This window comes from Thermocrispum municipale DSM 44069 (assembly GCF_000427825.1).
GTDB classification, from domain to species: Bacteria; Actinomycetota; Actinomycetes; order Mycobacteriales; family Pseudonocardiaceae; genus Thermocrispum; species Thermocrispum municipale.
Genome location: NZ_ATYT01000020.1, coordinates 24,426 through 43,463, shown reverse-complemented (window position 1 = coordinate 43,463; position 19,038 = coordinate 24,426). Strand labels below are relative to the sequence as shown.

Annotated in this window: 21 protein-coding genes and 1 pseudogene; 8 read left to right on the top strand and 14 right to left on the bottom strand. The window is 69.7% G+C overall.

What is annotated here, in order from left to right:
* Window positions 1–2,305 precede the first annotated feature (2,305 nt).
* Window positions 2,306–2,536, bottom strand: a pseudogene (locus YWM_RS27115) (nSTAND1 domain-containing NTPase); the annotation flags it as partial.
* Between the two features lie 77 nt (window positions 2,537–2,613).
* Between YWM_RS27115 and YWM_RS23835 the strand changes: the two are divergent.
* From YWM_RS23835 to YWM_RS0114855, 3 genes are read left to right on the top strand one after another with little or no spacing between them, the layout of a single operon-like run.
* A complete protein-coding gene (locus YWM_RS23835; protein ID WP_043661179.1) occupies window positions 2,614–2,946 on the top strand; it encodes an NIPSNAP family protein in 333 nt (110 codons plus the stop codon).
* A 1-nt stretch (window position 2,947) separates the two neighbouring features.
* Window positions 2,948–3,628, top strand: a complete 681-nt coding sequence (locus tag YWM_RS0114860; RefSeq protein ID WP_052344928.1) for an SRPBCC family protein — start codon at window positions 2,948–2,950, stop codon at window positions 3,626–3,628.
* Window positions 3,629–3,672: 44 nt separating this feature from the next.
* Complete coding sequence (locus tag YWM_RS0114855) at window positions 3,673–4,551, top strand: crotonase/enoyl-CoA hydratase family protein (RefSeq protein WP_028851384.1); 879 nt, start codon at window positions 3,673–3,675, stop codon at window positions 4,549–4,551.
* Here the strand turns inward: YWM_RS0114855 and YWM_RS23830 are convergent.
* Entirely contained in the window at window positions 4,493–5,020 is a 528-nt protein-coding gene (locus YWM_RS23830; protein ID WP_052344927.1) for a nitroreductase/quinone reductase family protein, read from the bottom strand. The genes YWM_RS0114855 and YWM_RS23830 overlap by 59 nt on opposite strands.
* Window positions 5,021–5,218: 198 nt before the next feature.
* Here YWM_RS23830 and YWM_RS0114845 point away from each other — a divergent pair, with 198 nt between their 5' ends.
* From YWM_RS0114845 to YWM_RS23825, 3 genes are all read left to right on the top strand, one after another.
* Entirely contained in the window at window positions 5,219–5,836 is a 618-nt protein-coding gene (locus tag YWM_RS0114845) for a CBS domain-containing protein (protein ID WP_043661178.1), read from the top strand.
* 327 nt (window positions 5,837–6,163) lie between these two features.
* Window positions 6,164–6,598 carry a MarR family winged helix-turn-helix transcriptional regulator gene (locus tag YWM_RS0114840; RefSeq protein ID WP_028851382.1) on the top strand — a complete coding sequence of 145 codons (435 nt, stop codon included), beginning with the start codon at window positions 6,164–6,166 and terminating at the stop codon, window positions 6,596–6,598.
* A 30-nt stretch (window positions 6,599–6,628) separates the two neighbouring features.
* Window positions 6,629–8,044: an MFS transporter gene (locus tag YWM_RS23825; protein ID WP_425426561.1), complete on the top strand. Its 1,416-nt coding sequence runs from the start codon at window positions 6,629–6,631 to the stop codon at window positions 8,042–8,044.
* Here the strand turns inward: YWM_RS23825 and YWM_RS0114830 are convergent.
* From YWM_RS0114830 to YWM_RS23820, 3 genes are all read right to left on the bottom strand, one after another.
* Window positions 8,011–9,012, bottom strand: a complete 1,002-nt coding sequence (locus YWM_RS0114830) for a magnesium transporter (RefSeq protein WP_028851381.1) — start codon at window positions 9,010–9,012, stop codon at window positions 8,011–8,013. The two genes, YWM_RS23825 and YWM_RS0114830, sit on opposite strands and share 34 nt — an antisense overlap.
* A gap of 5 nt (window positions 9,013–9,017) precedes the next feature.
* Window positions 9,018–9,905 (bottom strand): universal stress protein, encoded by an 888-nt coding sequence (locus YWM_RS0114825; protein WP_028851380.1) that lies wholly within the window; start codon window positions 9,903–9,905, stop codon window positions 9,018–9,020.
* Between the two features lie 73 nt (window positions 9,906–9,978).
* The gene (locus YWM_RS23820) at window positions 9,979–10,869 is read right to left on the bottom strand and encodes a nitroreductase family protein (protein ID WP_043661205.1); all 891 of its coding nucleotides are present in this window, start codon (window positions 10,867–10,869) and stop codon (window positions 9,979–9,981) included.
* 152 nt (window positions 10,870–11,021) lie between these two features.
* On the opposite strand from YWM_RS23820, the gene YWM_RS0114815 reads away from it, so the two are divergent.
* On the top strand, window positions 11,022–11,534 hold the full coding sequence (locus YWM_RS0114815) for a flavodoxin family protein (protein ID WP_028851379.1): 513 nt from the start codon (window positions 11,022–11,024) through the stop codon (window positions 11,532–11,534).
* Here YWM_RS0114815 and YWM_RS23815 read toward each other — a convergent pair.
* The 7 genes from YWM_RS23815 to YWM_RS0114780 all read right to left on the bottom strand — a co-directional run bounded on the left by YWM_RS23815 (window position 11,502) and on the right by YWM_RS0114780 (window position 17,204).
* Complete coding sequence (locus YWM_RS23815; RefSeq protein ID WP_052344926.1) at window positions 11,502–12,005, bottom strand: GyrI-like domain-containing protein; 504 nt, start codon at window positions 12,003–12,005, stop codon at window positions 11,502–11,504. The genes YWM_RS0114815 and YWM_RS23815 overlap by 33 nt on opposite strands.
* Window positions 11,998–12,720, bottom strand: coding sequence for a CBS domain-containing protein (locus tag YWM_RS23810; protein WP_084612427.1), 723 nt, complete (start codon window positions 12,718–12,720; stop codon window positions 11,998–12,000). Before YWM_RS23810 ends, YWM_RS23815 begins: the two co-directional genes overlap by 8 nt.
* A gap of 88 nt (window positions 12,721–12,808) precedes the next feature.
* Complete coding sequence (locus YWM_RS0114800; RefSeq protein WP_052344925.1) at window positions 12,809–14,224, bottom strand: DUF4389 domain-containing protein; 1,416 nt, start codon at window positions 14,222–14,224, stop codon at window positions 12,809–12,811.
* Window positions 14,221–15,126: a universal stress protein gene (locus YWM_RS0114795; RefSeq protein WP_028851377.1), complete on the bottom strand. Its 906-nt coding sequence runs from the start codon at window positions 15,124–15,126 to the stop codon at window positions 14,221–14,223. Before YWM_RS0114795 ends, YWM_RS0114800 begins: the two co-directional genes overlap by 4 nt.
* On the bottom strand, window positions 15,123–15,701 hold the full coding sequence (locus tag YWM_RS23805; RefSeq protein WP_052344924.1) for a hypothetical protein: 579 nt from the start codon (window positions 15,699–15,701) through the stop codon (window positions 15,123–15,125). The genes YWM_RS0114795 and YWM_RS23805 overlap by 4 nt, the downstream gene beginning before the upstream one ends.
* Window positions 15,702–15,780: 79 nt before the next feature.
* Complete coding sequence (locus tag YWM_RS0114785; protein WP_028851376.1) at window positions 15,781–16,752, bottom strand: Acg family FMN-binding oxidoreductase; 972 nt, start codon at window positions 16,750–16,752, stop codon at window positions 15,781–15,783.
* A gap of 2 nt (window positions 16,753–16,754) precedes the next feature.
* A complete protein-coding gene (locus YWM_RS0114780) occupies window positions 16,755–17,204 on the bottom strand; it encodes an Hsp20/alpha crystallin family protein (RefSeq protein ID WP_028851375.1) in 450 nt (149 codons plus the stop codon).
* A 200-nt stretch (window positions 17,205–17,404) separates the two neighbouring features.
* On the opposite strand from YWM_RS0114780, the gene YWM_RS0114775 reads away from it, so the two are divergent.
* Window positions 17,405–17,998: a CBS domain-containing protein gene (locus YWM_RS0114775; protein WP_028851374.1), complete on the top strand. Its 594-nt coding sequence runs from the start codon at window positions 17,405–17,407 to the stop codon at window positions 17,996–17,998.
* A gap of 3 nt (window positions 17,999–18,001) precedes the next feature.
* Here YWM_RS0114775 and YWM_RS0114770 read toward each other — a convergent pair whose 3' ends face one another.
* Both YWM_RS0114770 and YWM_RS0114765 read right to left on the bottom strand, forming a co-directional pair.
* Window positions 18,002–18,271: a DUF1876 domain-containing protein gene (locus YWM_RS0114770; RefSeq protein WP_028851373.1), complete on the bottom strand. Its 270-nt coding sequence runs from the start codon at window positions 18,269–18,271 to the stop codon at window positions 18,002–18,004.
* Window positions 18,271–18,516 carry a DUF4342 domain-containing protein gene (locus YWM_RS0114765; RefSeq protein WP_028851372.1) on the bottom strand — a complete coding sequence of 82 codons (246 nt, stop codon included), beginning with the start codon at window positions 18,514–18,516 and terminating at the stop codon, window positions 18,271–18,273. The genes YWM_RS0114770 and YWM_RS0114765 overlap by 1 nt, the downstream gene beginning before the upstream one ends.
* Window positions 18,517–19,038 lie beyond the last annotated feature (522 nt).

The following is a 19,038-nucleotide window of genomic DNA, read 5'->3' as shown; positions in this document are numbered from 1 at the left end:
AAAGTCCTCGGGTGGAAGACACCAGCCGAGGTGTTCGCCGAGCAGCTACAGTCGCTCCAATAGCCCGGTGTTGCATGGACCGGTTGAACCCGCCCTGGACACCGACTTCGAGCACGCGCTCCGGACGCTCAGAGCCCACTCGGTAGTAGCTCAGCGAGGGACCGGAGGCCACGACGAGGCGTCCGGGCTCGTCGAGGAAGCGGATCAGCGGGAGGTTTCCCGCCAACGTCTTCTGGACGAGGATCGGCCCGAGCACGCGCTTCTTGCGGTGCAAGTCCAGCACCACCACGCCCTCGCCCTTGATCAGGATGGCGGCGTAGGTGCCGGAGCGGTCGAAGGTGACCCACTCCGGCGGACCGGCCGTGGCCACCGCATCCACGGTGCGGCCGGCTCGGTCGACGATCCTGATCTCGTCGACGTCCGGACGCATGACGGCCAGCCGGTCGGCCCGGGCATGCGGCATGATCCGCACGAGATCGGCCTCGTCGTCGGGAACTCCGTGCTGAGTCAGGTCGAGCGACGCCACTCGCTTGCCGGTCCGCGGATCCCACCACGTGACCCGAGCACCGTGCGCGATCATCAGCCGGTCACCCACGAAGCGGGGTGGCTCGAGGTACTTCTCCTCCTTCGGTGGTTCGCGACGGAAAGTCGCCAGGTGTTTCAGATCGGGCAGGCGCCGAACGACCACGTCGTCTTGGTACGCGACGGCCAGCAGGGTTCCGTCCTGGCTGATGGTGTACTTCAGATCGACCGGCTCGTTGCCGACGTCCATGCCGACCGGAGCGGTCGCCACCACCCGATCGTCACGGGTGTCGGTCACCATCACCGGCATGTCGGTCCCCGGCTCCGCCGAGCGTGGGTAGCCGATGGTGATCAGGTGCTTGCCGTTCGGCGTCAGGATCCCTCTGCCCCCGTCGAGGACCTGTGCACCGGAGGTTCCGGGAGTGGACGGCACCGGCTGGACGACGATCTTCTGGAGGTCGTAGCGCACCAAGGAGTTGCCGCCCCCGTCGTTGATCAACACCCCCAGCACCGACGCCTCCCTCATCTCGTGCGGCCCTCCGAGTGGAATCGTCGTGCCCGAGTCGAGGTCGACGGCGAGCCAGCCATCGGAGATCACCACGACCGAACCTCCGTGGGCCGTGGCGCCGACGCAGTTGGCCGGAGCGTCGACTGTGCGGGCGACCGACCCATCGCGCAGCGAGACCCTGGCCAGGGTGCTGCCGGCTAGTGCCGCATCGTTCGTGCACGTCACGACGTGGTCTTTCGAGACTGACCCGCCGCCTGCACGTTCACGGATCCCGACCAGGGTTGCGTCCGCCGGCAACTCGCGGCCGATCCGGCGGACTTTTCCGGACTCGGCATCCCACACCGTCAGCGACCGGGCACCGCGGTCGCGGTCCATCAACACGACTCCACTCCATGAGGTGAAGCCTTCGACCACTACCGTTCCGGCTGCCTTCCGCTCCCCGACCAACCGCGGTTTGCCACCGTCCACCCGCCACAGTTGGATCGAGCCCTGCTCGCCGTCTGCGGATTGCACGGCGACGTCCGCACCGTTGATCCGCGCACGGACCTGGTCCCCACCGACGGGGACAGACCACGTTTTACGGCCGAGGGCGATGTCGTAGAAAGAGGTCTTGTCCTTCTCGATCAGCAGGATGCCGCTTCCGTCTTCGGCAACGTCGATGTCATACGTCTGCGTGCCGAGCACGTGTCGCACTCGGGGCGCTTTGTCCGGGCTACGCAGCCATACCGTGACCACGCCGCCGTTGCTGCGCGCCGCGATGACACGACCGTCGGCGCTGGCGTCGACGTCCTCGATCGATCCGGACGCGCCGGACAACACCGTGGTGGCGCCCCGATACACGAAGTACGACTGCAACAGCGCGGATTCGGTGTGCTGGCCGGGTTCGGACCGGTGCGCGGCCAACGCCAGCATGATCGCCCACGCGGGGTCGGAGTCCAGCGAGCTGAGCGACAACGCCGACAGCGAGTGGGAGGCGGCACTGGCGCGCTCGGCTTCCGACACCGCGGCCTGATACCTCGCCAGGATCCCGAACATCACCGCGGCGATGACCACGACGGACAGTGCCGCCACCACGCCCCGCCGGATGCGACGGTCACGGCGGTTGCGTGCCGCGCCCGCCGCCACGAACTCGCGCACCAACGGCGGCACCGATTCTTCGCGGTCCGCCACCCACTGCTGGGCGTGCGACAGCGCACGACCGCGGAGCAACTCACCGCTGTCCCGGCCCGATCGGTGCCAGTCCGAGGCTTGCCGTTCGGTTTCGTGCAGCCAGACCAGGAACTCGCGGTCTGCGGCCAGCCATTCGCGCAGCCTGGGCCAGTGGTCGATCAGTGCCTGGTGCGCGAACTCGACCACGTGGGTGCCGTCGGGTGCGCGGTCGTGCACCAGCAGGCGTCGCGCCACGAGGTGGTCCGCCATGTGCCGCTCGGCCGCAGGAAGCTGTGGATAGGGCGTCGGCGTGCGGACGAAACCGGAGCCCTCGGCGGGCTTGGCCAACCGGGTCACGTCGCCGGCACGCTCGTCGCCCGCACCGTCGCCGCCGCAGTCCGCAACGCAACCAGCCGAGCATTGGAGGACGTCGGATGATCTACGAGCTCCGCGAGTACGTCGCGCACCCAGGGGCCGCGGACAAGCTGCACCGGCGGTTCCGGGACAAGACGCTGGCGCTCTTCGCGCGGCACGGCCTGGAGGTCGCCGGCTTCTGGGTCGACGAGAAGGATCCGAACCGCATCGTCTACCTGCTGAAGTTCCCGGATGCCGAGGCGCGCAAGAAGGCGTGGCAGGCCTTCCAGAACGACGAGGAGTGGCAGCAGGTCAAGGCCGCGTCGGAAGCGGACGGCCCGATCGTGGCGTCGATGACCAGTCGTCTGCTCGGCCCGGTCGACTACTGGCCCGCCGAGCAGCAAGGAGCCTGACATGATCGCGTTGCAGCACCAGTTTCGCGTGCAGCTGCCCGTCGAACAGGCGTGGGAGCTGCTGACGGACCTGCCGAAAGTGGCCACCTGCCTGCCCGGCGCGCAGCTCGACGACGTGGTGGACGGGACCTACCACGGCAAGGTGTCCGCACGCATCGGTCCGGTGAACGCCAACTACCAGGGGGTGGCGTACTTCCGGGAGCGGGACGACGTCGCGCATCGCGCGGTGGTCGAGGCACGCGGCAAGGAAGCCAAGGGCGCCGGGATCGCCTCCGCCGTCATCACCATGCAGCTCACCGCGGACGGCTCGGCCACCCGTGTCGACGTCGCCACCGATCTGTCCGTCAGCGGTCGCGCGGCTCAGTTCGGTCGCTCGCTGCTGGCGGAGGTCAGCAACACACTGGTCGACGACTTCGTGCGGCGACTGGAGTCGATGATTGCCGGGGGCGAGCAGCCGCAGCCGAGCACCCCGCAAGCGGAGCGGTCTGCGGTGCCTGCGGCCGAACAGGCGTCGTTGGACGTGCTGTCCACCCTGGCCGGTCCGCTCGGCAAACGCGCGGCCACTCCCCTGGTGGCAGCGGTGATCGGTGGGCTCGTCGGATTCCTGCTCGGACACCGGCGCCGGCCCAGCCCCACGGTGGCGTATCTGGTGCCGTACGACCCCAGGATCACGTCCGGTTGATCTCGGCGTGAGCGCGCCGACCGGAACCTTGTACTGTTCGGTACATGACCTTCCAGACGCTGCGGCACGAGGTCACCGACGGAATCCTCGTGGTCACCCTTGATCGCCCCGACAAGCTCAACGCCTTCACCGTCACCATGGCCAACGAGCTCGAGCAGACGTTCCGGCAGGTCAACGGCGACGATGACGTGCGGGCCGTGATCGTGACCGGAAAGGGCCGCGGTTTCTGTGCCGGCATGGACCTGTCGAGCGAGGGCAATGTGTTCGGCCTCGACGAGACGGCGACGCCGACCCTGGCGGACATGGCGGATCTCGACGATCCGGCGCTGGCGCGGATCCGCGACCTCGGCGGGCGGGTGACACTGGCGATCCACGACTGTCGCAAGCCGGTACTGGCGGCGATCAACGGGCCCGCGGTGGGGATCGGCGCGACCATGACCTTGGCCATGGACCGCCGGATCGCGTCGACGTCGGCCCGAGTCGGGCTGGTGTTCGGCAGGCTGGGTGTCGTGCCGGAGGCCGCTTCGACGTGGTTCCTCCCGCGTCTGGTCGGCATGTCGACGGCTCTCGACGTGGCGTACCGCGCAGACATCTACGACGCCGAGACCGCGTGTTCACTCGGGCTGGTCGACGAAGTGCACGAGGCCGACGCCCTGCTGCCCCGCGCGAAGGAGATCGTCGACGCGTGGACGCGCGGCCGGTCCGCCGTCGCCATCGCCTTGACCCGGCAAATGATGCGGCGCAATGCGGCGCAGCCACATCCGGTCGAGGCACATCGCATCGACTCGCTCGGCATGTTCTACACGAGCCTGGGCGACGGCAAGGAGGGCGTGCAGGCATTCCTGGAGAAGCGCAAGCCGAACTTCACCAGCCGTGCTTCGCAGATGCCGCCGTTCTACGACGACTGGGTCGGCGGCGAGTAGCATCCAGGACGGGCTCGAGCACGACCACCGCGGTCTCGCCGTCCCGGAGTGCGGCGTGCTCGTCGGGCTTCGGCTCGTAGTCGCGCCACCGCGCCCAGAGCCGGTCGCGCTCCTCCCCGGCCGCCGCGCGCGCCCGTACCCTCCGCTCGCCGCCGACGAGCTCGACCGTCGCTTCCGGGTTGGCTTGCAGGTTGAGCCACCACGCCGGTTCAGGGTTCGCCCAGCCGTTCATCGCCAAGGTGACGAGGTCGTCGCCGTCCTCGACATAGCCAAGGATCACCGAGCGTGGCTGCCCGGACTTGCGACCTGTCGCGGTGACCCGCATCGTGCCCCACCGCGGCCCGCGGGGACCCCACAAGCCTGCCTTGCCCGGCAGCACTCGGTAGAGCGCGCGATGGACGGACCACGCACCCCGGACGAACCACCGCGGCGGCAGCTTCGGGGTGTTCGGCGGCCTGGTGACGGACATGGCGTCCTCCCAACTCCGGGTGCTCCGACGGTAGGCAGCGGTGGAGGCGGCCTGGAAGGGTCCAATGTCCTCGCCACCTGCGCGTGTTCGATCGACAGGGTGTCCCCGCAAGGCCGAAGGTCCTCGGAAATCGGTTCCTGCGGACGCGGTGCTGCCACGCGGCGTCGCTCTACCGTCAGTGGACGGAGGGGAGATGGCATGCGCGTCCGGGACATCATGTCGCATCCGGTTCTTGCGGTACCGGAGTCCACGACCGTCAAGGAAGCCGCGGATCTGCTGTCGCGCCGGGGATTCACGGCGATGCCGGTGGTGGACGAGCAAGAGCGCATCATCGGCATCGTCACCGAAGCCGACCTGCTGCGGGAACAGTTCCCGCGCGACCCGCGCTACCGCACACCGGAGGACGACGCACGCGAGGCTCCCCCGAAGAAGGTCGGCGAGGTGATGACCGCGCCGCCGGTGGTCTGCTCGTCCACCATGGACGTCGCGCAGCTGGCCGAGATGATGGTGCGGGAGCACCGGCGCTGCGTGCCGATCGTGGACGACGACCGGCTGGTCGGCATCGTGACCCGGCGCGACCTGCTGCGCGTGCTGCGCCGCACCGACCGGGAGATCGCCGCCGACCTGCGCCGTCACCTGGCGATGTTGGGCGGCCCCGGGCGCTACACCGTTTCGGTGCGTGAGGGCGAAGCCATCGTCATCGACCAGTTCGACGACCCGCAGGACCGACACATCGCGCAGGTCGTCGCGGAAGCCGTCCCCGGCGTCACCAGGGCCAAGGTCATCTCCGCGCCGCATTGGCCGCGGCCGCAGTAGCCCGGCCACCGACCATGCGCCGGGGACGGCTGCTCGGACCGTGACGGCACTGAACCCAGTCACCCGGCCCGCACACCTGGCCGCCCGGCGCGGTGGCCCGCTATGCCGGGCGGCCAACGGCACCTCGCCACGAGCGCACCCCGGTCGCCGCGACGGATGTCTGGGCCACGTCTCGCCCGAGCACCGCACCAGCCAGTGGCCGTCGTTGAGGCGCGAGGTCCGGCACCGCCTCGCGTTGACGGGCGCACCGCAGAACCCCGCCCCAACGGCACCCATCCGGACGCCATGAATTTGCTCAGTCTGGACTTATCAGTTTAGCCTTCATATATGCCAGGAGTGACCCCGGAGATCATGCGGTTGGCGGCCGAGATCCGCGGCACGGTCGGTCAGCTGCATCGACGCCTGCGTCAGGTCGACAACGGCGCAGTCCTCACGCCGTCCCAGACCGCGCTGCTGGTCCGCCTGCACCGGGAGGGGCCGAGCACGCCGGGCCAGCTCGCCGCGGCCGAGCGCGTCCGCCAGCAGTCGATCGGACCCATCCTCGCCGCCCTGGACGAACTGGGGTATCTCGAGCGCAGCCGCGACCCCAAGGACGGGCGCCGCGTGGTGATCTCGCTGTCCGCGCTCGGCGACAAAGCGGTGCGCGGGCTGCTCGAACACCGCGAGGAATGGATCGCGGAGGCGCTGACGACCATGACTCCCTCCGACCGGGTCACCCTGGCCAAGGCCCTGCCGGTGCTGCAGAAGTTGATCCAGCACTAGCCGGCACCGCCCGATCAAGACCGAGGGAGTGTGAGTACGACGGCGAGACCCATCGCCCCTGCGCAGCCTGCGGCGCCCGCGCGCATCGGCAAACGCCTCGCGGCTGCGCTGGTGTCGAGCTCCTATCTCAATCCCCTCAACACCACCCTGATCTCCGTCGCACTGGTGCCCATCGGCGAGACGTTCGGCGCCGGGCCCGCCCGGACCGCCTGGCTGGTCACGGCCCTGTACCTCGTCTCGGCCGTCGGTCAGCCGGTCATGGGCCTGTTCGTCGACCGCTTCGGCGCGCGTCGCGTGCTGATCATCGGCATGAGCGCGGTCATCGTCGCAGGCATCGCGGGAATGCTGGCCATCTCGCTGGAGTGGCTGGTCGGCGTTCGTGTGCTGCTCGGCATGGGCACGTGCGCGGGGTTCCCCGCAGCCATGGCCGCGCTGCGCGCGCACACCGACGCGACCGGGCAAGGCGTCCCCGGGCGGCTGTTGTCGGTGCTGGCCATCTCGAACCAGACGGTGATGGTGCTCGGCCCGCCATTGGGCGGCGCGCTCATCGCCCTGTTCGGCTGGCCCGCGATTTTCGCCGTCAACGTCCCGCTCGCCGCTGCCGCGCTGCTGTTCACGGTGCTGTGGGTTCCGCGCGACGATCGCCGCCGCGACACGCGGCAACCGGTCGACGTGGCGGGCATCCTGCTGTTCTCCGTCGCCATCGTCGTTCTGTTGCTGTTCGTGATGGACCCGCAGTGGCGCAAGGCGTATCTGCTCGCCGTCTTCGCCGTGGTCGCGAGCGTGTTCACCTGGGTGGAACTGCGGGTAGGCCGGCCGTTCGTCGACGTCCGCAAGCTGGCCACGAACGGTCCACTGCTGCGCACTTACCTACGACAAGCTCTCGCGCTGCTGATCGTCTACGCGATCATGTTCGGCTACGTCCAGTGGCTCGAGTCCGTCCGCGGCCTGTCCCCCTCGGCCGCGGGCGCACTGCTCCTTCCGATGTCGGTCGTGGCCGTGCTGGCGGCGGCCTTCAGCTCGAACCCGCACACCGTCCGGGCTCGGCTGATCACCAATTCGCTGGCGCTCGCCGCCGGTTCGGCGCTGCTGTTGTTCCTGGGTGCCGGGACGTGGATCCTCGCGCTGGTCGGCCTCGGGGCGATCTTCGGCGTCGGCCAAGGCCTGTCCAGCGTGACCAATCAGACCGCGTTGTACAGCCAGGCGCCCGCAGAGGACATGGGCACCGCCAGCGGACTGTTCCGCACCGCCCAGTACGTCGGGGCACTGGCCGCTTCCGCCCTGATCGCACGCAGTTTCGGCCACGAACCCAGCACCGCGGGCCTGCACACCCTGGGGTGGGCACTGCTCGCCATCGCCCTGGTGCTGCTGGCGCTCACCGTGTTCGACCGGAGCCTCAAACGGTTCCGCCGCTACAGCGCGATCCAGGACACCGCGACGAAGTAGATCAGCACCGACAGCAGATCCTGCACGACGGTGGCCAGCGGGCCGGAACCGTAGGCGGGGTCGACACCGATCCGGTCGAACAGCCACGGCAGTGCCATCGCGATGAGCGTGGCGATGCCGGACGCGGCGAGCACCGCAACGGCGACGGCCAGCGCGAGCTCGAACAGTCCCCAGACACCCCAGATCACCGGCAACGCCAGCAGTGCCAGCAGCATGCCGAGCACGACCCCGGTCACGGCCTCCCGCAGGGCAACGCGAACCACCCTGGCCCCGACGGACAGGCCGCGGATGATCAACGCCTCGGTCTGCGTACCGACGGCGTCGGCGATGTAGACGACTCCCGGCACGAACAAGGCGATCAGCACCTGCTGCTGCAGCTGCGCCTCGAACGCACCGACCAGTACCGCGGACAGCAGCGCGCCGACGAGCCCGACCAGCAACCACGGCAGGCGATGCCACAGCCGACGGTGGATCGGTTCGGTGATCGCGAGCCGTGCCCGGTCGGTCGAGGCCAGAAAGCCGCCGAGCCGCGCGATGTCCTCGTCGTGTTCGGCCAGCAGCACCCCGAGCAGCCGCTGCGGTGGCACCAGGCCGACGAAACGGCCGTCGCCGTCCACCACCGCCAGTCCGGGCTCACTGTGCTGCACGGCGGCCCACGCCACCTTCTCCTGCTCCGTCCTGGGCGCGATCCGTGGCGGGTCGGCGTCCATCACGTCGGCTACCCGCGCCTCGGGCCGGGCAGCCAACAGCCGCTCGATGGTCACGAGCCCGACCAGTCGTGTCCCGTCGCAGACCGCGACGACGTCGGCGCTGTCGAACCGCTGACCTCGCATCCCCGCATACAGGTCGGCGACCCGGTCCGAGGGCGCAGCGATCGGCACACGGTCGGTGGCGTGCGCGGCCGCGGTGCGTACCGGCGCCTCGGGCGCGGGCGCATCGGTAGCCGTGACCGACCGCCCCCGCCGCACGCCGGCTACTCCCCTGTCTCGTCGGGGCGCACCACCATCACCGGACTGGCCGCGTGGTAGATCAACTTCTGGCTGGTCGACCCGAGCAACAGTCCGCCGAACCCGCCGCGGCCCCGGCTACCGACCACGACCAGTTGCGCGTGCTTGCTGGACTCGATCAGCGCGGCGCCCGGGCTCTGCTGCACCACTTCCCGGCGCACGGTCACACTGGGGTACTTCTTCGACCAGTCGGCCAACCGGTCGGTGAGGATTTCCTGCTCGATGCGCTCCAGCGGCGGCCAGTCCGGAAGCGGTTCGGCGAGAATCGCCTCGGCGTACCAGCCTGGCCAGGCGTGCACCGCGGTCAACGGCGCCCCCCGGGTCGCGGCCTCGTCGAACGCCACCGAGATCGCCCGCTCGGACAACTCCGACCCGTCCACGCCGACCACGACCGGACCTTCGGCCGCCTCGTCCTGTTGTCCGTGCACCACGACCAGCGGGCACCGCGCGTGCGCGGCCAGCTGGGGCGCCAGCGGTCCCAGCACCAACATGTCGGCGATCCGGCTGTGTTCCGGCGCGCCGATCACCAGGGCATGTGCCCCGACCGAAGCCTCGAGCAGCACCACATTGGGGCTCTCGTCCCGTATGTGCGTGCGCACGTCGACCGCGCCGAGGCTCTTGGCGAAGTCGGCCGCCTCCTCCAGCAGAGCGTTGCCCCGTGCCCATACCGCATCGAGCACCTTCGGTGTCGGCGGCAGGACCCCGGCGTAGTAGTCAGGGACCCCGAGCGCATGCGTCAACAACACGGGCGCCTCGCGTAGGGTGGCCGCGCGCACCGCCCAGCGGACGGCTTGCCGCGCCTGATCGGAACCGTCGACGCCCACCACGAACGGCTTGTTCTGACTCGGATTCATGCTTCGACGTTAGGCCGCTCCTGGCCGGCCGGACCCTGGCCGCAAGTCCTCAACAGCCGGGACTTTCCGCACGTCAAGCCGGATACCCCAGGCGCATCAGCAGGTGCGGATACCCCGCCAGGCCGAGCTGTTCGACGAGCCCTGCCCGCACCTCGGGCAGGTACAACGACTGCGTGTGAACGGACGCCGCAAGACCGTTCGCCACCGCTGCCAACCACACACGTTGCATCGCGATACCAGCCCGTAGATGGTCGACTCGCGCGTCGTCCTCGGTGATCACCAGTAACGTGGTCTGCTCGCGCAGCCGCTGTTCGAGCGTGGGCTGGTCGGGCAGATGGGTCGTGGTCCGAACCAGCGCCCACGGCAACGTGTCGAGCTCGGACCGCACGGCGGGCATGGTCCACGCTGCGAGGTCGCGCTGATAGGCGGTATCGGAGCGAACGGCGCCCGCGGCGTAGGTGAGAAGGCGCGCGATCGCACCGAGAGCAGGCTCGGCGATGCGCAGAACCTGGGTGTCCGTCACGCCGTGCCGCGCGATGATGCGCTCGCACAGGTCGTGGTCCACCGGCAGCGGGCTGAACGGCTGCCGGTGGCTGTGCCGCAGATAGATCGCCGCGTAAAGCTCACGCTCCCCCGCGGACGCAGGAAGCTCACCGTTGATCTCGACCCGCGCCAGCACCTCGGAGCCGTGATCCGGGTCCAGCTGCATCGAGAAACGAAGCCCCTCGCGCCGCAACGCCAGTTCCAACGTCGCCACGGCCGCACCACAGGAGACCAGCCGATCCCGACCGAGACCGTTCCCGGACGACTCGTCGTCCCAGTCGCCGCGAACCACCTCCACGGCGCCGTCGACGAACCGCAGCCGCCACGGGAGCGGGCCGGACACCGCGGGCGAACGGTTCACCGCGTCGGTGACCTCACGCCGCTGCGCCATCGTCCAGCCGCGACGGGTGTGCTGTGTCATCGGGCAACTCCTTGCTCGCCTACCCAGCAGCCTGCTCACCACAGCGCCGCAACGGCAGCTCGCAAAGTCCGCAACGCATGGGACCTTTCGCCCCTGTGACCAGACGACTTAGCGCACTGCCCAGCGCCTCCGGCCGGGACGACGCTGGAAGGATGCATGCACTCGTGGTCTACGAATCGATGTACGGCAACACACAGGAAATCGCCGAGGCGATCGGGCAAGGCCTCGCGGGAACGGCGCGCGTCGACGTCGTCGAGGTGGGTTCGGCACCCGCCACCATCGCCGACGACATCGACCTGCTCGTCGTCGGCGGTCCCACGCACGCGTTCAGCATGTCCCGGGCGACCACACGCCGTGACGCTCGCTCCGAGCAAGCAACGGTGTCCTCCGGTGACGGCATCCGGGAATGGCTCCGTTCGCTTGGGCCCGTGGCGGTAGCCGCGGCCACATTCGACACCAAGATGCACAAGCCGCGCCTGCCCGGGTCGGCCGCACGTGGCGCAGCACGCCACCTCAAGCACGCCGGTTGCCGGCTGGTCACGCGACCCGAAACCTTCTACGTGGCGGACAAGAACGGCCCGCTGGTCGACGGCGAGATCCAGCGCGCGGCTGCGTGGGGCAATCGGCTCGCCTCACTGGTTGGCGGGCGCACGTCCAGCCGCTGACTCCACGTGATACGGCTGGACGATCTGCGTGCGCGCCGCCGACGGATCGTCCGGGTCGGGTTCGGTGAGGTAGACCTCCCACGCGTCCCCGTGCGGCGTTCCACCGTGGTCACGAACCCACGCGGTGAGCTCCGCGTAGTCCGGCACCATCTCCTCGTAGGCACCCTCGCGCACCACCGTCGCCCGAGTTCCGGGTGGGAGGACGGATGAGCGGACGGCGTCCACGGTCCAGATGTAGCCCGAAACGGGAAAACCGGCCTCCACGTCGAAACGCCCGTCGCCCCGACGGTGATAGCGCGCGAACGGCGGACCGACGATCTGCACTCCCTGCTGGGCAACCACCTGGCTGACGGCCCGGAACGCCTGCCCGAGGAACTCCCCTATCCGGGGCTCGGCCACCGTGCCGCTCACCACCGCGGTCCGCTCCGGATGCGGCACCTCGACCGGGACCACGCGCGAGTTGTCAGCCATCGGACTCGAACCCTTCCTGCGAGCGCCGCCACCTTCGGCGCGCCGCAGCCATGTCCTCCTCGACGTCGCGGTCGTCGATGCGGAACACCAACTCGTTGTGCACTTCCACCACGCCCGGCGTCCGCGCGGTCACCGTCTCGGCCAGCTGGGCGTCACTGCGCCGCTCGACCGTCCCGCTGAGCGTCACGACGCCGTCCTGCACCGACACGACGATGTCCTTGGGGTCGAGCCACAGCGCGTCCCGCAGGACGTGGGTGCGGATGTTGTCGGCCAGCTCCTCGTCGCCGGTCAGGAAGGCGCGCAGGGCATCCCGCCTGGCTAAGACCCCGACGAGTCTGCCGTGGTCGACGACGAACAACCGGCGCAGCCCCTCGTCGGTCAACCGCCGGGCCGCCTGGTCCAGCGACGCCGTCGGTTCGATCGACTTCACCGTCGGCGTCATCACCTCGCCTGCCGTGGTGGCGCGGGCCTTCACCCATTTCCGCCACAGCTTGGTGCCCGCCAGCATCGACGGCATCTTGCGACGAATGCCGCTCTCCTTCACCAGCAGGTCGGCCTCGGAGACCACACCGAGCAGTGTCGACTCCTCGTCGACCACCGGAACCGCGCTGATCCCGCGGCTGACCAGCACCCGCGCCACTTCCTTGAACGGTGCCGTCGGCGGGACCGTGACCACGTCGGTCGTCATGACGTCGGCAACGGTGACCTTACTCATCGTCACACCTCCACAATCCCGACGTTACCTGCGAAAACAGACTTGTCGACGTTGCCGAGAACCCCATCCCGGCAGGACCTTCGGACTTTCACGCACTGCTGGTCTCCTGCGGCGCGGTCGCCCGGTTGATGGCCACCGCGATGAGCGCGCCACCGATCACCAGCAGGACGGCGCTGAGCACCAGCAGACCGACCGCCACCAGCGGGAGCGCGGGCACTTCCGCACCGACCTCCACCGTGGCCGTCACACCGGGAGAGCCGTCGGCGTTGGTGACCACGACGACCCAGTCGCCCGGTGCCGCGGACCATGTCACGGCCTGCGGCCCGGTGCCGGAGGCGCTGACCGCCCAGAACTCGCTGTCCCCGGGTGGAGACAGCACACCCGCTCCCGCGCGCTCGACCGGGGCGTTGTCGAAGTTGTCCACCTCGATGTGGCTCACGCCCTGCAGATAACGGTCGGCCGCGGCCGCCGGGGCGACGCCCACGAACACCGGCTCGTCGCCGACGGGCCGCACCTCGACCCGGACGTCACCGACCAACGCCCGTAGCACCGCGACTTCGCCCTCCCCCGCCACGCCGGTCTCGATCTCGTTGCCCGCGATGGCGTAGCCGTCGGTGCTGAACGTCCGCGACGTGGACACGAATCCGTCCTCGCGGTGGACCTGGTCGTAGTACAGCAGCGTGACCCCACCGGTCACCGTGCCCATCGAGATCAGGGCGAGCAGCGCACCGATCACCACCATGGTGACCTTCCCTGCCGTCCACCGGTGCGGAACGGGCTCCGGCGGCGGCTCGTGCGGGACCGGGGCCGGTGCTTCGGGTTCGGTCTCGCCCAGGTCCATCCGGAACGGGGGGTACTCGTCGGTCATCAGCGCGAAGTAGGCACCGGTGCGCACCACCCACCGGTCCATGCCCAGCACGAAGTCGAAGATCGGCCGCGGATACCGGCCGGTGAACAGCAACGCGATCGCGGCGAACAGCACCAGCACGCCGATCAGGCCGCCCGCCGCCCACTGGAACCCGCGCGGCCCCGTGTCGGTCGTGGTGGTCAGCCAGATACCGCCGCCTGCGAACACCCCGACGATGATCAGGTGCGGGATGACCAGCAACCACTTGACCAGCACCAACGGACGGTTCAGCTGCTCCGGGTAGTCGACGGTGAGCTTGGCCGGGTAGTCCGGCACCTCGGCCAACGTGAACGGCGGGTACCGGTCGGTGCCCAACGCGGCGTAGGTGTAGTAGTGCACCCGCCACGACCAGCGCATCACCCCGACGTTGAAGTCGAAGATCGACCGCGGGTAGCGGCCGGTGAACAGGATCGCCACCCCGGCGACCAGTGTCAGCACGACGTAGGCGAGCCACAGCAACGCCAGCACGAAGTAGTGCGGGATGGCCAGGATCCATTTCACCAACCACAGCCAGCGCGACAACGGTTCGTCGAGCCGGGCCGAGATGCGCGCCGGATAGGGCTCGGGGCCGCGTTCGCGGTCGACTGTCGTGGTCACGGGAACTCTCCCGTCGGTCGCACGACCAGGACCGGGCAGGCGGCGTGGTGGATCAGGTTCTGGCTGGTCGAGCCGAACAGCAGTCCGCGGAAACCACCGCGGCCGCGGCTGCCCACCACGATCAGCTGGGCGTGCTCACCTTCCTCCAGCAGGGCGTGCGCCGGGCGGTCGCGCACGATCCGCCGCTGCACGGGCACGTCCGGATACTTCTCGCCCCAGCCGGCGAGCTGCTCGGCGAGCAGCCGCTCGGCCGACCGCTCGATCGGTTCCCAGTCGAACATCATCCGGGTTCGGTTGAACACCTGGCTGGTGTCCGTGTCGCTCCAGACGTGCACGGCGACCAGCGGCGCGTTGCGCAGGGCCGCCTCCTCGAAGGCCGCCGCGATCGCCGCGGTCGACAGCGGGCTGCCGTCCACGCCGACGACGATCGGCTCGCGCTCCGGACGGCGGTCGGCGTTGTCGCCGCGGATCACCGCGACCGGGGCTTCGGCGTGGCCGGACAGCTGCGTCGCCAGGGAACCGACGAGCAGGCCCTTGACGGCCCCCGGGTGGCCGGACCCGCCGATGACGACCATGCGGCTGTCCTTGGCCGCTTTCAGCAGGGCTCGCGCGGGCGGGTCGTCCACCAGCACCTCTTCGACCGGCACGTCGGCCGTTTCCCGTACCGCGCGCATCGCCAGCGCCAGCGCGTCGGCGCCTGCTCGCTGCAACTCCTCCCAGAGTCGTTGGGCAGGTGGCAGCGCGCCCGCGACGGCCTCGGTGTAGCCGGTGGCGTGCAGCAGTCGCAGCGGCGCGTGCCGGTGGGCAGCAGCGGAGGCGGCCCACCGGGCGGCCACGATCGCGCGTTGGGAGTCGTCGATTCCTACGGTGATGGGCGCGTTGCCCCGCAACGGTGTGTTCACAAGGCCTCCCTCGAAGTGGTTCGCCGCGCGCGCTCGGCGAGGCCGCGCAGCATCTTGCGGTGCATGACGAAGCTGATGAGCTGGACGGGAACGGTCGCGACGGCCGACCAACGGCGCGTGTGGCGGTACCGCTCCCGCACGAGCAGGCGGGTTCCCTCGCCGTTCGGGACGATGACGAAGCTCCAGGTGAAGTCGAACGGGGCCGGTGGCTCGGCATCCCGCGGCACGCGGAGGACCAGGTGTTCGAGCGGCTCGACGTCCGCGACGGTCATCGCGATCCTCGGATGGAGGCGGACGGCGTCGTCGGCGTGGACGTCCTGCCAGTCCGGCTCGATGTGGTCCGCGCTGTGGATACGGCAGCCGGCCAGATTCGCGACCGCGTCGTAGCTGTAGAACCGGCCACGGCCCTGGCCGAGTTGCGCGATCCACGGCCACACGTCCTGCGGCCGCGCCTGGATGCTGATGGCGCGGGTGGTGGTCACGTCGGCGTCCGGCAGCAGGTCGTCGCCGGGGAGTTCGCGACCGATCTCGTCCGCGGTGGCTCCCCAGGTCCTCATCCAGGCCTGCGCTCCCATGGCTCGACGCTCCCGCAGCGGCCGGCAGGCGGCCAGGGCCACAAGTCCGTAGCTGGACGACCGAACGGACCCACCTGCGTCACGCCGGCTGCGGGTCGAGCACCTCGTCCGCCGGCCGTCGTGGGGTCTTGGGCAACGGGTGGCCGGCGAGCGTGGGCCAGCCAATACGGATGATCATGTGCGGGACGAGGTCGCCGCCGAGCACATCGGTCATCCTGGCGCGCGTGCTGCCGACCTCCAGCGGCTGGGTCAGCGGACAGCTGGCCAGGCCGTCGGTGGTGGCGGCCAGTAGCACCGCACTGGCCGCTTCACCGGCCTTCAAGGCAGCGACCCGGTCGTCCGATGCGGTGCCGAGCACGAGCAGCTCCCCGGCTCCGTCGGACGGCCCAGGGGTGTCGGGCGTGCCGGCGTAGGGACGCAATCTGAGGTCGCCGTAGCTGGCTGCCTCACTCACGCTGGCGGCCGGCACACCGTCTTCCGCCCACCGGCCGCGACCGCTCCACCTGGCCAGCTCCTCGGCCGCCTGGGGATTGCTGCGCTGCAGCTGGTCGGCTTTCGCGATGGCCTCGACCACCCTCGTCCGGTCGCGGCCTTGTGACACCACGTGCAGCACGACTCCCTCAGCGGCAGCCAGCCCGCTGTACTCGCGGTAGCGCGCCTGCGGCACCGGCCACGACGCGTATCGACGACGATCCGACCGCCGGTGCGGAATGGCCGTTGCCATTGCCAGCACCTCGAGCGACGGCTCGCGTGGATGCAGTTCGATCGCGGCCAGGTGGTCCGGGTAGGCGGGGTTGGGCAGGCGATGCACGGTGCCCGCCCAGCCGAGCGCGGCGAGCGCGACTCGCGCGTGGTGCAGCGCGGCGCCGCAGCTCATCAGCAGGTCGCGCTCGGCGGGGTCGGTGGCCGGAAGCCACCGCAGCGGATCGGCGTACAGGTGCACGCTGCGCCGGCCGAACCGCCAGCGCCACGGTTGCGTGTTGTGCACCGACGGCGCGTGCACGGCGAGCGCCAACGCGGCGAGCAACGTCTCCCGACCCGGTGCGGTCATCGTCACTCCCGGTCTGCGTTCCTGGATCCGGACTGGATCTTCACCTGCTTGACCGGCTCGGCCGCTTCGGCGAGCGCCACCGTGACGGTGAGGATGCCGTTGTCGTACGTCGCCTGGACGTCGTCTTCCTGCGCCCCGGCGGGCAGCGTGATCGAGCGGGTGAACCGGCCGTAGCGGAACTCCGACCGCGTCTTGTCGGTCTCGCGCTCGGTGCGTTCGGCGTCGATCGTCAGCATGCCGTTCTGCACGGACACGGCGATGTCCTTCTCCGGGTCCATGCCCGGCAACTCGGCCCGTAGCGTGTACCGGTCGTCGTCCAGCTCTTCCTCGATCAACGGCATGTGTGTGTCGAACAGGCCAGGCAGGCTGGGGATCGCCGGGAACGCGTCGAACAGTTCGGAGATGGTCGGCAGCATCGGCTGCGAGCGACGCCGCGTGGCGAGCAATCCCATGGCTGACTCCTTTCTGACGGACAAGATCTCGGTTTCGATTCCACGCGGGCCCGGCCGCCGTGCGCAGTGCCAGACGTCCCGAGTCGCTGGGGACTGTCGAAGGGTTCACAAGACTCTGTCGCCGCCGACCAATGGCAGAGGCGACTGCGGCCGGTCGAGGCATAGCGTCGCCGTACCACGTTGCGAAGAAGGTGAACGTCATGCGCGCCGCCGAGATCATGACCCGGCCGGTCATCACCGTCCAACCGAATACCCCGTTACGCGAGGCTGTTCACGAGCTGGTGGACAACGGCTTCGCCGGGCTGCCCGTGGTCGACGAGGACGACCGGGTGATCGGCGTGATCACCGAGCGGGACGCACTGGCCGCGAGCGAGCGGGACGACGGCATGGCGGGTTCGGTGGCCGACGTCATGAAGCAGCCGGTCGACGTCGTCGCTCCGGACGCGGACACGCACGAGATCGTTCACCACATGCTCGAGCGGCATCTGCGATGCCTGCCAGTGGTTGCCGACGGCGAGCTGGTCGGCATCATCAGCAGGCGCGATCTGTTGCGTCCCCTGGTGCGCCCCGACGACGCGATCCGGGCGGGGGTCGCGCGGTTGCTGAACGATTACACGAGCTTGCGCAGCCCGTGGCAGGTGACGTCGCTGGCCGGTGTGGTGACCGTTTCCGGGAGGTTCCGTGATCACGCCGAGCGCCTCGTGGTGGAGGCCATCGCCCGGACGGTACCCGGAGTGGTGAGCGTCGAGGTCTCCGGCGAGGTCAGTCGGGCCCGCGACCTCCGGGTCGGCTGAGCGCTACTCGGACAGCGTCGCAGGCTCGTGCGTGACCGCCTCGATGTCCGAGGCGGTGAGCTCGATCAGCTTGTGCGACAGGTCCGCCAAGGCGCGCGCCACGGCGAGCTCGTCCCCGATCGCAGGGATGTCGGGGTCGTGCGGGTTCCGTCGGGCCGAACCGGTGCCTGCCATCGCGGTGACGTTCGGGCCGCGCAGTTCCGCTCGCGCTCGGGTCTGCCGCTCGTGCTCGTCGATGGTGATCTCCACGGTCCAGGTCTTCGGCTGGCTCATCACGACTCCTCCTCGCCGGGGCGCTCGACGTCGATGGTCCAGCGGGCGGCCACGGCCGCGAGCGCCCCTGCCGCGGTGACGACCGGCGCCGCCAGGAACGCAACGACACCGACGGCGAGCGGGACGGCCACCACGAGCTTGTCGTGATCGTCCTTCACCGTGATTCGGCGGACTTTGCCCTCGTGGAGCAGTTCTTTGGCCTTGGCCATCATCGGATGACCGCTGTCGCGAACCTCGTCGCCCATCGTTCCGCCCTGCCTCGCACGTCGGTCCTCGAACGTTACGAGTCCGCGCGACGCACTCACTGCTGCTGGAAGTCCGGCCGTGCGCGGGACTTGCGGACACCCGGCGAGGTCCTCCGGCCGGGACTTTCAGCCCACGGGAGTCCGTCGTGTGGAGCATCGTGAGGATGAGAACACCTGGATCGCGAGCAGTCAGAGGTAGGTGATCCACTGCGCGCCCGGCGGCCGCCGGCACGAACTTCAGGACGATGCCGCCGAGCCCGGACACGATGAGCGTCGCCCGCCAGCCGATGCCGGCGGTCTGAAACGCGGCGAACACGGCACCGGCGGAGGCCAGCAGTCGCCGTATTGAGCCGCGTCGCGCAGAAGGTCCTCGGCAAGGACAGCCGGGAATGACGGCACGAGATGAGCGAGGGCCTTGCGTCGCCTCTCGCTGTGCCGGACGCGTTGTCGTACGCATCCGCCTGGCGCATCGCGACGTCGTAGCGGAATCCTTCGTCGCTCTGTTCTTCATCGCGCCCCTAG

Excerpts from the sequence above, each read along its gene's own strand:
- YWM_RS0114770 (WP_028851373.1), bottom strand. The coding sequence starts at position 18,271 with ATGAGCCAGCCGAAGACCTGGACCGTGGAGATCACCATCGACGAGCAC.
- YWM_RS0114840 (WP_028851382.1), top strand. The coding sequence starts at position 6,164 with ATGCCAGGAGTGACCCCGGAGATCATGCGGTTGGCGGCCGAGATCCGC.
- YWM_RS23830 (WP_052344927.1), bottom strand. The coding sequence starts at position 5,020 with ATGTCCGTCACCAGGCCGCCGAACACCCCGAAGCTGCCGCCGCGGTGG.
- YWM_RS0114860 (WP_052344928.1), top strand. The coding sequence starts at position 2,948 with ATGATCGCGTTGCAGCACCAGTTTCGCGTGCAGCTGCCCGTCGAACAG.
- YWM_RS0114765 (WP_028851372.1), bottom strand. The coding sequence starts at position 18,516 with ATGGGCGACGAGGTTCGCGACAGCGGTCATCCGATGATGGCCAAGGCC.
- YWM_RS23810 (WP_084612427.1), bottom strand. The coding sequence starts at position 12,720 with ATGAGTAAGGTCACCGTTGCCGACGTCATGACGACCGACGTGGTCACG.
- YWM_RS23820 (WP_043661205.1), bottom strand. The coding sequence starts at position 10,869 with ATGACACAGCACACCCGTCGCGGCTGGACGATGGCGCAGCGGCGTGAG.
- YWM_RS23835 (WP_043661179.1), top strand. The coding sequence starts at position 2,614 with ATGATCTACGAGCTCCGCGAGTACGTCGCGCACCCAGGGGCCGCGGAC.
- YWM_RS0114845 (WP_043661178.1), top strand. The coding sequence starts at position 5,219 with ATGCGCGTCCGGGACATCATGTCGCATCCGGTTCTTGCGGTACCGGAG.
- YWM_RS0114785 (WP_028851376.1), bottom strand. The coding sequence starts at position 16,752 with ATGACCGCACCGGGTCGGGAGACGTTGCTCGCCGCGTTGGCGCTCGCC.
- YWM_RS0114855 (WP_028851384.1), top strand. The coding sequence starts at position 3,673 with ATGACCTTCCAGACGCTGCGGCACGAGGTCACCGACGGAATCCTCGTG.
- YWM_RS23805 (WP_052344924.1), bottom strand. The coding sequence starts at position 15,701 with ATGGGAGCGCAGGCCTGGATGAGGACCTGGGGAGCCACCGCGGACGAG.
- YWM_RS0114825 (WP_028851380.1), bottom strand. The coding sequence starts at position 9,905 with ATGAATCCGAGTCAGAACAAGCCGTTCGTGGTGGGCGTCGACGGTTCC.
- YWM_RS23815 (WP_052344926.1), bottom strand. The coding sequence starts at position 12,005 with ATGGCTGACAACTCGCGCGTGGTCCCGGTCGAGGTGCCGCATCCGGAG.
- YWM_RS0114815 (WP_028851379.1), top strand. The coding sequence starts at position 11,022 with ATGCATGCACTCGTGGTCTACGAATCGATGTACGGCAACACACAGGAA.
- YWM_RS0114780 (WP_028851375.1), bottom strand. The coding sequence starts at position 17,204 with ATGGGATTGCTCGCCACGCGGCGTCGCTCGCAGCCGATGCTGCCGACC.
- YWM_RS0114775 (WP_028851374.1), top strand. The coding sequence starts at position 17,405 with ATGCGCGCCGCCGAGATCATGACCCGGCCGGTCATCACCGTCCAACCG.